This window comes from Deltaproteobacteria bacterium, from assembly GCA_016213065.1.
Taxonomy (GTDB): Bacteria; UBA10199; UBA10199; order SPLOWO2-01-44-7; family SPLOWO2-01-44-7; genus JACRBV01.
In genome coordinates this window covers 1-12,923 of record JACRBV010000155.1, presented here as the reverse complement: position 1 = coordinate 12,923, position 12,923 = coordinate 1, and the positions used below count along the sequence as shown (strand labels likewise).

Sequence of the window (12,923 nt, the reverse complement as noted above, 5' to 3'; positions counted from 1 at the left end):
GCCACCGCCTCCACTATTGCTCCCCTCTCCCTGACCCTCTCCCGCAAGGGGAGAGGGAATAGTGAGGGTGTTTTTCCCCTTCGTGCCATCGCTTACAAGCGATACGGCGATAGATCCCGGTTTCCCATTTCCAAACGGGCCCGTGTTATTTTTGAAATCGCAAAAGAGAAGTCCACAAAGCAGGGCATGCACGAAAAAAGAGAAACAGAGAATTCTGCCTAGAGAGAGACGGTTTGAATTTTTTCTTTTGTATGGACCCATGATTGCACTCTTGAAAGCACGGTGAAGAGAGCCAAAGACCAGCAAAGGTCCCCCAAAAGGGAATTTCTTAAGAATGGAATCGCCAACGTGTAGCATTCCATCAAACCGGAAAGCGTTTTGGGATAAAGAAATCCCTCCATCCAGACGCCAAAATTACTGAGGATGAAAAATTGTGCGCTCCCCAAAATGCTAAAGAGGGTCAGGTTGCGATAACGATGTTCTGTGCCGATTCGGCTTCCAAGAAAAATGTTGATGGCGAAACTGAGATAAATAAAAGGAGTGACATAACTCCACGGTGTGATTTGTCTAAAAACACCCAATAAAAAATCGCTCATCACAAGAGCGATAAAAGGGATGGACCATTTCCAGAATCGGGAAAGTTTGGCGCCCCCCACCAGCGAAACGCCCCCCATTGGGGTGACATTGGCCGGGTGCGGGATGAGTCGCCCGAAAACGGAAACAAGGATCAACAAATTTGCGAGAAAATTTTCTTTTTTAGATGTGTTCATAGTGAAGTCTCCTAACAACTTTTAATTATTTAATCAATGTTAGAGATGCAGGAAGTGCGCCCACCGCAAAAGGCCCTGCAATGGTGGATCCCGTCTGCGGATCCAGCAGTATCATTCCTGCGTTTTTGGAATCTCTTTCGGGAATCCAAAGAAGTCCGTTTCGATCAATTAGAAGATCGGAGAGAAAAGCGCCCGGACTTGTGTAAAGTTTTTTGTTTCCAACGGCCAAAGTTTGGGGATTAAACGTGGCGATGGTTGATGCGTTCACAGTGGCCAGTGCCAAGGTGTTTGAGACTTGGCGAATCATTGAAACATAACCGCCGAAATTTGCGTCATCGATGACAATGCCAGTACTTGTGTTGGTGGTGGTGTCGACCGTTTCAATTCCTCCATAAGAGGTGCTGGTATCGTTATTAAAGTTGGAATCAAAAAAACCGGAATCGGCGATGAATAGTTTTCCCAGACTACTATTGTATTGGATGTCTGTGGGGTCGCGGCCAGCAAGCGGGATGGATTGCAAAACAGTGTCGGTTTGGGTGGAGAGGACAACCAATTTTCCATTTGTCGTCGCAGAAAAATTTGTGGAGAGATCCTGAAGAAGAATATAAAGTTTGTCTCCCACAAGGATCATCAAATTTGCTCTGGCAAGGCGGTCACCGTCATCGGTGGTGTAGGGTTTGAGGTCGATCGTTTTTATTTTAACGCCATTTAGTGGGTCGACAATCCAGAGGTCATCGGTGTTGGTTTTATCTTTTTCCGAATTAAGACGCGTGATGTAGGCTTTTCCGTCGGTTACAACAATATCTTGGGGATTGCTTCCCACTCCCACCGAATAATCTCCGAGGATCAAAAAAGATTCAGGATCGATCACCTGAATGGAGCTCGTGGTGCCGCGATTGACAACATAGATTTTCCCACCAAAACTCCGGATCATTGCATCACTGGAATCAGTAATGGCGCGGGCATTTTTTGCGGTGTGCGGATTATTAATTCCCACCGTGGCAATACTTCCGACCGGATCCGTGAACGAAGCGGCAATAACGAAGAGATTGTCCTCCGGCGCCAAATTAAGAGTTGTTTCATCCTTTATTTTTGTGGCCGCGTCTTTGATATTTTCAACAATGGAACCAACGCCACAGCTGGTCAAAAACCAAAAATTAAAAATCAAAATGCAAAATGACAATCCATTTTTCATAATTTCAGTACCAGCTCTCCCCAATATGAGCGGCCGGGGAGTGGGAAGCCGACAGTATCCACGATTCTTTCGTTGAGCAAGTTTTTTGTGCTGAAAGAGACTTCGGACCATTTTGTGGGGGTGATGTGAATGCCGGTTGAGAGGAGTTGCCGGTGCGAAACTTTGAGGAGATTTTGTGAATCAAGGAAATTGTCGCTGATAATTTGCATTTCAAAGAAGGGACGCAAAAAACGGTATTGGTATTCCGCGTTCATATAAACTTGGTTTTTGGGCCTGCCCGGAAGAAATTTTCCGCGCGTGGAGGAGCCGTCGCCAATATCCTTGGCACTTTGATAAACATAATGACCTGTCCATCGGAAATTTTTAAACGCCCTCACCGACAAACTAAACTCTCCGCCCAAAATCTGCGCCTCATTGAGGTTTTGCGCCTTGGCGGTGAATTGCGAAGTTTGTAGAAATTGAATCAGATCGTTGATGTTTTCCCGAAAATAAACCATCTCAACAAAAAGATCGTCCAAAAGTCCCACATCTCTGAAATGTCCGGCAATACCGAAATCAAAGTTCAAACCTTTTTCGGGTTGAAGACCGGGGTTGCCGACGAAAGTTCCGCGGTCTCCAAAGAGTTCGTTGAAAGTGGGTTGGCGGAAACCTCTGTAAAAATTTCCTTTGAAACTTAAAAAAGGCCACGGCGAAATTTTGACTCCAACTTTCGCGGAGAGTTCGTAATTGGTCACATCGTTATTGGGAGTGGTTGTCGGGAGAGAAGGATCCTGTCCGCTTAAACGGTTGATAAAGGTCTGAAATCGGAGTGAGGGATCCAAAATGATTTTGTCGTCCAAAAAATGAAATTCATCTTCGATTCCTATTCCAATCATGTGACGTTGACTCAGAGGACCATCCTCTGGCGCAGTGTTTTTATTCGTGGGAAGAAAAAATTCGGGGCGGTAAGCGACAAAACCGCTTAAGATCTGGTTTGGAAAAAGAAGATTGATGTGAAATTCGGGTCCACCGCGAAAAGTAAAATTGTCGTTATCCTGAACTCCCAATCCAATTTCTCCCAGTGGATCTTGGAATCGACTGTTTAAAAAATCGAAGAAAAAATGTCCCTCCCATTTTTCTTCGTCAATTTTTAGATGGGCAAAATTGCGGAGTGTGTCGAGATGGGCGTTGGTGGAGGTGAAAGAACCGAGTCCCGGAATGCCTTCGCCCTTTTGAAAAAAGTTCTCAAAAACTTTCCAGTTCAGCGTTTCTTTTATAGGGGCAAGCAAAGCCCTATCCAATGGCAAAGCCATTGGAGCCTCCCCCTCACGCTCGCTCTGCTCGCTGGGTAGTTTTCTCTCTCTCCCAAAAATAGCGGTAAAATTGTTGGCCGCAAATGCGTTGTTTTGACGTGTCAGAATTCGGTCGTCAGTTGGGTTTGTGCGGGTTCCGTTGTTGTCGAGATAGGAAAAATCTCCCTCGCTTTGAAAACGGTCATAAGAGGCATTGTAATAAAAATCGCCGAGGGCTTGACTTCTTGCAATGTGTCCACGGTAAGTTGTGAAAGAACCAAACTGGTTGCGGATGATATTTTCCGTTTTTTCGGGTTTCCCTTTTGTGTAAATGAGAATCGCGCCTCCCGGTGTTGAATCGGCAAGTCTTCCCGGAGATCCTCCGCGATAGACTTCAATGCGCTCAACCTGATCCACGGGAATAAAAGAGAGATCAATCATTCCCCCCTGTGCTGTATTGAGAAGAATACCGTCGAGATAAATCAAAACCTGATCCGTGGTGGAACCGCGAATGGAGACCGTGGAGAAATCATCCATACCCCCGTATTGTTTTAATTGCACACCGGTCGCTTTTTCCAAAATATCAGAAACGGTCAACGTGACTCCTGCAATATCTTTTGGACGCAAAACTTCCGCCTGTGCGGCGGTGTCAAGTTTTGCTTCCGGTTTTTCCGTCACAAGCACTTCGATGTCGGGATGAGTTTGGGCGAAAGCAGGACTATAGACTATGGACAATGGACTGAGGACAAAAAATATAAAAAGGTCCATTGTCCATTGTCCATAGTCTATAGTCTTTTTCTTTAGCCCTTGCTTTCGCCGTTTCAGATACGATAGAAGCATTCGGCTTATTTAGGGGGAGAAACTTGACACGTCAACTGAATCTCGACCGTGACAAAATCGAATATTGTTATGATCTCTCCTCACAAATTGTTTCCCATGCGGCAAAATATATCGACCGCCATTCCAGCCCCGCGGTGGAACGGGCTACGCTGATTTTGCTTGGGGTTGATGGGACATACAGAGGTCAATCTTTGGCCTCCTTGATGGTGGGGAAACTGACCAAAGACCAACTTCGGATGGGGATTGCCAACTGGTGGGGAAGGGCACTTTTCGCCTCCAAAGAAGAACCGAACATGCTCGCGGAAAAATTGGCGCGCGGAAAAATTAAATGGAGTGATCTGCCGGAAGCTCCACCCAATGAGATCCGAAAAAAAACCACACAATTGGCGGAGGCAGGTTTTCAAAAATGGAGTGACTTGCGCAAAAAACCGGATTTGCTCCTTCGTTTTGAAACGGTTCGCCCTGCGCTGGGCGTTCAATTTCAGGAAAGCAAACCGAAAAGAATTCCGCAGTTTGCGGAGCAGTGGCATGAAAAAGGAATTGTTTTTCAAATTGGAAAACTCCAATCAAAAGATTTTTTGAAGGAAGAATTTCCTGTTGAGTCTTTAAAGATTGCATGGGGATCACTTGCTTCGAAAAAAACCGTTGTTGTCGCAGAGGGACTTTCTCTTCCGGAACAAACGCTTTTGGCAATGGAGGCAGGGCTTCCCGCCGTGGTGCTGGATGCGTTGGTCCCCATTTTAAAAGGAGAGATTGATGCCAAACGTTCTCTGATTGATCAAAATTTTGCCCTCTCTTTGTGTTCCGCTTTCCCGATGCAAATTCTCAATCTCCCCGTTGATCTCAAAGGCCCGCAACTGTTGGCTCATCTTTTGATTTATGAACAGTTGGCCAGACGACAGGGAGTTTCTTTTGAAAAAGTGATGCTCTCTTTTTATCCTGCAGAGGAAAAAAGATTGATTGCTTCTCTCTCCTTCGCCCAAGTGTTGCGGGAAATGTTTTCCAAGTCTCCGTTGTGGTATTCTTTGCCGTCCAAGCCCGATCCCTTTTCTTTGATCACCGCCCGCGTTGCCGATCTTGATGTTGTTTTGTTATCGGCTTCTTCAGAAATTTCCGCTCAGACCGCGCTTTGGTTGAAGGAGACGGAAGGGTTGAGTGACGCTTTGGTGGTGAACACCCACGGACGCATTGGAAGAGAGGCGCATCTTCTTCTGGATCAAACATGGAAAACCCTGAGACAGATGCATCAAGCCACTTTGTGGAAAGCATTGGAAGAGATGGCTTTGGCGCCGGCTACGCAGGCTGTTGGTGGCGAAGGCGTTTTTCAAAAATCATTTCATTATTGGAATCCGGTGGCGGAATTGTTAAGACTGTGTTGATGTGCTCATGTGTTCATGTTCACATGTCGAGGGAAAAAATGGGTGGTAAGATCGAACAATTTGAGGATTTGGAGTGTTGGAAAGAGGCACGCCTTCTGGTGAAGATGATATATCAAGTTGCCAATAGTGGTCCTTTTTCAAAAGATTTTGGTTTGAAGGATCAAATTCAACGTGCGGCAATTTCCGTGATGGCAAATATAGCAGAGGGGTTTGAAACATATTCAGATCTGGAATTCATTCGGTTTCTTAATATCGCTGTTCGCTCCTGTGCTGAAGTCCGTTCTCATGCATATGTTGCGCTGGATGTGGGATACATTAATTTAAATATTTTTAATGAATTGGGCCAACAAACTAAAAAATGTTCAAATTTTGTGAAGGCATTTATCAAATATCTGAAGAATAAGACATGAGCACATTAACACATGAACACATAAACACAGGAATTTAGTATGCCCGGTATCGGTGTCATTTTAAATCCTTATTCCCGGTCCAACCGGAAAAATCCGAATCGTGCGGAGAAGCTTGGATTTATTGTCGGGGATAAGGGTTCCTGCCACGCAACCAAAGATATTTCGGATGTCGAAATTCTGGCGCGGGAATTCAAAGAAAGAAAAATCGAAATTCTGGGAATTTCCGGTGGCGATGGAACCTACCAAAAAACATTGACCATCTTTATTAAAGTTTACGGAGAAACTCCTCTTCCCAATATCGCTTTTTTGGGTGGTGGGACGATGAACAATATCGTCGGTTATTTGGGAATTCGCGGCACTCCCGAAATCATTTTGAGTCAGCTCATTTACCGTTATCATCAAGACACGCCGTTCAAACTGGTTGATTGTCCTGTTCTCAAGGTCAATGAGATGTATGGATTTTTGTTTGGCAATGGACTCTTGTACCGGTTTTTGAAGGATTTTAACAAAGTGGTGGGGCCCACAAAATGGACCGCCCTTTCGATGTTGTTCACAGAAATTTGCCATTCGCTGTTTCATACCAAACGGGGGACGGAACTTTCAGAGCGCATCGAAGCCGATGTGCTCATTGATGGTGTGCCGTGGCCGTTCAAAAATTATGTTACGATTTTTGCGGGCACCATTGAAACACTTGGTTTTAATTTTCGCGCTTTGTATCGGACGTGCCGGGAACCCGGACGTTTTCAGATGATCGGTTTTTCCATGCCGCCGCGCCAGATTATTCTGACATTCCCAAAAATTTTGATGGGTAAAAAAGTAAACTCAGAACACTTTCTCGATACGATGGCCAGCGAAGTGCTCATCAAAACAAAAGAACCCCAAGGTTATATGATGGATGGAGAACTTTATTCTCCCGTGAGTGAAGTCCGCATTTCCTTAGGTTCCACCCTCAAAATCATTGTTGTTGCGTAGGTTTTTTTCGTCAAAAAATTGATGCTTCAAATCACACCGGTAGTGACGCAAGAAAATTTGCCGCATCAACCACATGAACATCGCCAGCTTGGCCCGTCCTGTCAAGATTAGCCACAATTTGAAACGTGTGTTTGACACCCAGTTTTTCGGCGAAATAATGAATGGCGTTATTTGGATTTTTCTCGGAGAGTTTTGCCTCGATCAATAGCCATGGTTTTCTGTCCTTGGTAACAAGAAAATCCACTTCCCGTTTTTCTTTATCTCGAACGAAGTGGAGAGACAGTTTTGGATAACCCCAATCTTCGCAGAAATGGCACCATTTCAAAAGATGGCTGGCCACCATATTTTCAAATCGCGCGCCCTCATCCGGAATTTCAGACCAATCCCAAAGATAAACTTTGGGTTCGCGTTTGAGAGCACGCGCCACTTTTCCGGCGTAAGGCCTAACAAGATATATGAAATAGAGACGCTCCAGATAGGATGTCCATAATCGGACGGAATCGAGTGCCACTTGCAAATCTTCACGAAGAGAATTTAGGGAAAGAATGCTACCCGCTCTTGGCACTATTAATTCAACCATTTCCTCCACATGAGATACGAGTTGAATTTTGGACAGGTCCCTCAAATCTTCTCTGACAATCAAATGTCTTCGTTCGCGGTGCCATAAACGAAGTTGTTGTTCGCTTTTACCCAAAAATGGATTTGGAAATCCGCCCCATTTCAAAAGATCTCTGAAAGCATTCAGCGCATTGGCCTTAGGTCCGGAACTTATACCGAGGAACATCTCAAGCGTATCTTCGGGTTTGTAATTTTTTTCAGGGGGTAACTGATCGACAACTTCTCTTACCGATAATGGATGCAAACGGTATTGATGATAACGTCCAAGAAGACTATCCCCGCCTTTTTGATACACATCAAGGCGGCCACTGCCCGTTACGAGAAGATCCATTGAATCTTTTCTCGTGTCCCACAAACCTTTAACATATCTTTTCCATCGTGGAAATTTGTGAATTTCGTCAAGGACGACGAGGGGTTTGATGTTTGACTGTTTGGGTCTATATGTATCAATAAAGCCATAGGGTTTGCGACTGATGGCGCGTCTCCACTCCAAATCATCCCAATTACGATAAAGATATTCTGATTTTCTTGATTCAAGAAGTTGTTTGGCGATTGTTGTTTTGCCAACCTGCCTTGGCCCAACAACAAAGACAATTTTATTCAGTGGAAAATGATCGCGAAGAATCTGATTTGTCAGCATCCTTTTCATTGTGACTATTGTCTATGTGTCTGGTAGAAAGTCAAGACTTTTAACCATGAGGCCGTTTGAAAGTCTTTGTTTGATTTGTTTTCTGTAGTTCCCAATTTCGTCAAAATCTTGACGGGGTGGGTGGAAAAAATTCACCCAGTGTAGAATTTGACGTTTGCTGTGACACGGTAACACTTCAGAATCATTCAACCCCGATTTTTCTTTTTCTCCCATTTTGGGAAAAATGGCGAAAAAACTTTGGCACAAGGCTTGCACTTACTGTGGGCATGATTACAACGCATGCCGTTTTAAGGGGGTTTTTATGAATACACGACAGGTGGGGATGGTGGGAAAACTTTTTGTTAGCTCGCTCTTATTATTAATGAGTGTTCCTCTTTCTTATATAGGATGTGGAACCGCAGGCAATCCCACAAGTTCCTCGAGTGGTGGTGGAACTGGAACCAGCGGTACATCCGGGGTGGCTATCACGGGATCTGTTGTGGTCCCGCAAAGCACTTCAACGAGTGTGAGTGTTGGATCAAGTGTCAGCAGAGGAGTTTCCAAAAGCGTTGCAAAGGGAGGCGATGCAGAGAACCGGATTATCGTCTATAAAGCTGTCAGCGAAATTCCCGCCACGAGTGGTACAGTGACTTGCAAGAAACTGGATGGCACGGTTTTGGATACGGGTGTCATCGCCAGCGACGGGAGTATATCCGGTGTTATCGTTGATCCCACACAGGTTGACTCCACCAGTCAGGTACTTCTTGAAGCCGCGGTGGGAACAAGAAAAATAACAAGTCTCGTTGATTTAACAGGGAAAGCAACCGGACAAACAGCGAGCGCAGGGATTGTCAATACGGATTCCACACTGTCTGTGCAACAGGTTTACTATCAGGGCGATCCCAATTGTACACCGGATAACCCTTCAGCGTGCGCCGCCAAATTTGTTTCTGGAGAAATAAAACCGAAGGCCCTGTTCAAAGTTTTCAAGAACGCGTGTGAAGACAGTTCCACATCGGCAGGGAGTAGTGATGCGGCGAGTTCTTCCAAAGCGGTATGTCAGGCATTTCGTGCCGCGATGGCCGCCGCACCCGTTTCTTTCAGTGAGATGAACACGGCGTTTCAGGATCCGAACATTCTTTCTCAGTGGGGAGCCAATGATTCGAGTTTGGCAGGCATTCCGTGGAGTACAGCGCATGGGAATTTTCAGAAATTTGGTCCGGCCATTGTTAAGACATTTGAAGACAGCACAACATATAGCAAATACGACACGGCCGGAGACACGGGTTGGCAATCCTCTTTTAAATATTTCGGAGGAATGACCGGCACGGAGTTACAGAATGGTGTTGATCATCCTGCGGTATTCCAGAATTACATGGGGAAGAACGCAACGGCTTATAACAACGGAGATACAACAGCTTTTAACGCGATGAAGCAACCGGGAGTGGCCAGACTGATAGGGGGGATGGCAGGAAAATTCTCCGGCACTTTTGATGACGGGAAGTGGGAAGCCATGAAAACAATGATGGACAGCCAGGCTTCCAAATTTACCTGCACCGATTCCACAACATGTGCTCAGCAGGGAGAGGCGCTTTTCAACCAACTGGCATCGGCAACCTCCACCACGGCGTTGGATGCGTTAAAGGCTAGTCCAGGTACGTTTATAGACAAATGGGTTGCGCACCCAGACGCCTACACGGGAACGGCGGGGCAAACAATTTTTAACAATCAGTTCACCACCTATGTGCAAAATCCCACCGGCTTTACCGATGCGCACGCCATAGGTTGTTCGGTAGATGCAGATTGCCCCAGTGCGGCGCCCACCTGCACGCCAATCAAAGTATGTATGTCCGCTTGCACTTCCAGTTGCGGTTTTGGTTCCAAATGCACAACGAATGTCAACTGCGCAACGAATTACTGTAGTAGCGACGGACTGTGCAGTATGAATCCAACCCTTGTTACTGCGGGAGGCGGAAGCATGTTTACGCAGATGCACGGACCCGGTGGATCATGTAACTTTACCTATGAGTGTTATCCACCGCTCACCTGCTCCAGCGGGACTTGCTCCGGTTTTGAAAATTATGGTGGGATTCAAGCGGCCTCGGGGTTTCAGCAATCCTCGGCAGGAAATGGACAGGTGATTCTTAATTGGACTGCAACATCGGGTGCAACCGGCTACAAAATTTATCGGAGTTCTTCTTTAAGTGGAACATATGCACTGCTGGTAACCACAACCAACACAACATACACCAATACCGGACTAACCAACGGGACTCCTTATTTTTACAAGATTTCTTCTTATACCTCGATGGGGGAATCGGCCTTGTCGGATGCAATGAGCGCCACACCTTTAGCCGGTGCGGCCGGCCTTTTGGCAACGGCGGGAAATGCACAGGTTGTTTTGAGTTGGTCGGCGGTTAGTGGAGCGACGGGCTACAAAATTTATCAGAGTCTTTCTTCGGGGGGAACCTATAGTTTAGTGGCAACGGTAGGAGCCGTGACAACTTCCACCGTCACCGGGCTGACAAACGGGGTGCAGTATTATTTCAAACTGGCGCCCGTTGTTTCTTCTGTGGTGGGTGATCTTACCAGTGCCGTGAATGCAACGCCGGTTGCGCCGGCGGTCCCCATATACTTGTTTGCAACGGGCAACACCAATGGCAATTTGGGTGGCAGAGCGGGAGCGGATGCCCTGTGTGCAACTCGAAGGACAGCTTTGGGTCTTAATAACAATAGTAATTGTAATACAACCCGATCCTTTATTTGTGCCGATTACAGTGATGGCATTACCGATATGGCTACCCGTTATTCGGTTCCGACGAATAGGCCAGTAAGATCTGCTACTGGAATAACCGTAGCTTCAAGTTGGAATGTTTTGGTTAATGGTGCGGGAAGGCCGTTTACTTTCGACTCGTCGCTAGCGGATGCGGGTGTCACCACAAGTTCAGGTTATTGGTGGTCTGGATGTAACTCGACAGGTTTAACACAGCTGAACAACTGTACAGCGTGGACGAGTGCATCAGCAGGTGCTAGCGGGTGGAATGGGTCTCCCAGTAACACCGCGTCTGAGAGTTTTCTCTCTATAGTTGCTTCTCCCTGTGATGCGCTCCAAATCGTATTGTGTGTGTGTTGGTAAAGATGAAAAACAGAATCGTGAAGATTCAGTAATTGAGTGCCACAGCCCCCGCAAAACAAAATGTCCGTTTTTGTGTGTGCAAGTTTGTCATCCCTGCGAAGGCAGGGATCCAGTCTTTTATAAGCTTTTCTGGATTCCCGCCGGAGTTTACCCCTGCGGAGGCAGGGGCGGGACTGACAAAAAAACCGATTGATTCCAATTTATCCCAACCGGTTGTGATGCGTGGCCGCCCATTCTTCTTGGGCTTTTTGGTAACTTTCTTTCGTGCCGATGTCCCGCCAATATCCTTCATGAACAAATCCTGCGATGGTTTTTGTTTTTTGCATGAGGTGCATCACGCCATCGGTAATCAGATTGGAGCGTTTTAATTCCAGCTCGTTGAAGATGGACGGAGTTAAAACCGTGAGTCCCGTGAAAAGATAATCTCCCGCTCCCACGTTCAAAAACTGATTGTTGGTCACTTGCAGACGGGTGTAGCCCTCTTGCCATGGGGCGACGACCAGCGTTGCCACAGATTTTTGTTCTTCATGAAACAGGGACAGGTCTTGCAAATCGCAAATAATCAAAGTGTCGCTATTCAATGTGAAAAAGGCCTCTTCTTCTTTAAAAAAACTTTCCACTTTTTTTAATCCGCCGCCGGTACCAAGCAATTCGGTTTCTTGGGAATAGTGGAGTTTAAGCCCATATTTTTCGCCGGACCCGCACTGCTGTTCAATTTTGTCCCCGTGATAGAAAATATTAATCATCACCTCTTCCACTCCAAAGCGTTTCAGATAGAAAAGCGAGTAATCAATAATAGGGCGGTCTCCCAATGGAAGGAGAGGTTTGGGATGACCATTCGTCAACGGTCGCATCCTCTCCCCCAACCCCGCCGCAAACAACATGGCCTTTTTGATTTTCATCGTTTTTCCCCCTTGTCCAACTTGTTCAACAATTCATGGAGCGCGCGATACTCCGGCAATCTCTCCAGCGCCTGTTTTACATAACTCATCGAGGTGGGGATGAAGGGGAGAAAGTTTGGATTCTTTTTGACGCGGTCGATAAAAACAAACCGTCCTGTGTCTTTGAGTTTTCGCTGAACCGTTTGTAAATCAAAGGCCCTCCAGATTTTTTTCGGGTCTTGTTCGGATTTTTCGCAGTAATAATCGACGAGGGTTTTTAAATAAGGAGTTACATCCACGTAGGAATCTCTGAGGAGACAGACCAAGTCGTAAACTTTGGGTCCCAACAGTGCATCCTGAAAATCGATAATGTAAAATATATTTTTATAAGCCATCAAATTTCGGCTCTGATAATCGCGATGCGTGAAACCCTGTGGTAGTTTACAAAGTTCCTCCGTGATTTTTCGCGTCTCTTCTTTAAATATTTTTTTGTCTTTAGCTGATGGCTGACCGCTGACCGCTGACCGCTGAAAATAATATTCAACAAAATGATCAAACTCCCAATTGAAGAGTGTGGCGTCGTAAGAGCGGTGGAAAGCGATGCATTTATCGCCGGGATGCGCGGTTGTTTTTTTCTGTAGTACCACCAACAGATCGATGGCTTTTTTGTAAGCGTCGAGAATTTTTTCTTTGCCCGCATCGAAAACAACATCAAAAAATTTGATATCTCCCAAATCTTCCAGAATTAGCCATCGATCCTCGAAGCTGAAGAGTTTGATCTGCGGTACAGGAAGTCCGATCGATTTCAAATAACGCTGGACGT

Annotated in this window: 10 protein-coding genes; 4 read left to right on the top strand and 6 right to left on the bottom strand. The window is 46.0% G+C overall.

Going from position 1 to position 12,923, the window contains the following annotated elements:
• Positions 1 to 218 precede the first annotated feature (218 nt).
• Genes HY877_09400 through HY877_09390 form a run of 3 tightly spaced genes read right to left on the bottom strand, consistent with a single transcriptional unit; the run spans position 219 to position 4,004 of the window.
• The gene (locus HY877_09400) at positions 219 to 770 is read right to left on the bottom strand and encodes a hypothetical protein (protein MBI5300486.1); all 552 of its coding nucleotides are present in this window, start codon (positions 768 to 770) and stop codon (positions 219 to 221) included.
• Positions 771 to 795: 25 nt separating this feature from the next.
• Positions 796 to 1,965: a hypothetical protein gene (locus tag HY877_09395; GenBank protein MBI5300485.1), complete on the bottom strand. Its 1,170-nt coding sequence runs from the start codon at positions 1,963 to 1,965 to the stop codon at positions 796 to 798.
• Positions 1,962 to 4,004, bottom strand: coding sequence for a TonB-dependent receptor (locus HY877_09390; protein MBI5300484.1), 2,043 nt, complete (start codon positions 4,002 to 4,004; stop codon positions 1,962 to 1,964). The genes HY877_09395 and HY877_09390 overlap by 4 nt, the downstream gene beginning before the upstream one ends.
• 95 nt (positions 4,005 to 4,099) lie before the next feature.
• On the opposite strand from HY877_09390, the gene HY877_09385 reads away from it, so the two are divergent.
• Genes HY877_09385 through HY877_09375 form a run of 3 tightly spaced genes read left to right on the top strand, consistent with a single transcriptional unit; the run spans position 4,100 to position 6,837 of the window.
• Positions 4,100 to 5,455, top strand: coding sequence for a hypothetical protein (locus tag HY877_09385; protein MBI5300483.1), 1,356 nt, complete (start codon positions 4,100 to 4,102; stop codon positions 5,453 to 5,455).
• Positions 5,456 to 5,493: 38 nt separating this feature from the next.
• Positions 5,494 to 5,865, top strand: a complete 372-nt coding sequence (locus HY877_09380; GenBank protein MBI5300482.1) for a four helix bundle protein — start codon at positions 5,494 to 5,496, stop codon at positions 5,863 to 5,865.
• 39 nt (positions 5,866 to 5,904) lie between these two features.
• Positions 5,905 to 6,837 carry a hypothetical protein gene (locus HY877_09375; protein MBI5300481.1) on the top strand — a complete coding sequence of 311 codons (933 nt, stop codon included), beginning with the start codon at positions 5,905 to 5,907 and terminating at the stop codon, positions 6,835 to 6,837.
• Between the two features lie 31 nt (positions 6,838 to 6,868).
• Here the strand turns inward: HY877_09375 and HY877_09370 are convergent, their stop codons facing one another.
• On the bottom strand, positions 6,869 to 8,095 hold the full coding sequence (locus tag HY877_09370; GenBank protein MBI5300480.1) for an ATP-binding protein: 1,227 nt from the start codon (positions 8,093 to 8,095) through the stop codon (positions 6,869 to 6,871).
• Between the two features lie 310 nt (positions 8,096 to 8,405).
• Between HY877_09370 and HY877_09365 the strand changes: the two genes are divergently transcribed.
• Positions 8,406 to 11,219, top strand: coding sequence for a hypothetical protein (locus HY877_09365; protein ID MBI5300479.1), 2,814 nt, complete (start codon positions 8,406 to 8,408; stop codon positions 11,217 to 11,219).
• 200 nt (positions 11,220 to 11,419) lie between these two features.
• Here HY877_09365 and HY877_09360 read toward each other — a convergent pair whose 3' ends face one another.
• A complete protein-coding gene (locus HY877_09360) occupies positions 11,420 to 12,121 on the bottom strand; it encodes an NDP-sugar synthase (GenBank protein ID MBI5300478.1) in 702 nt (233 codons plus the stop codon).
• The coding region (locus HY877_09355) for a phosphotransferase (GenBank protein MBI5300477.1) at positions 12,118 to 12,923 on the bottom strand (806 nt) is incomplete at its 5' end. The genes HY877_09355 and HY877_09360, both read right to left, overlap by 4 nt.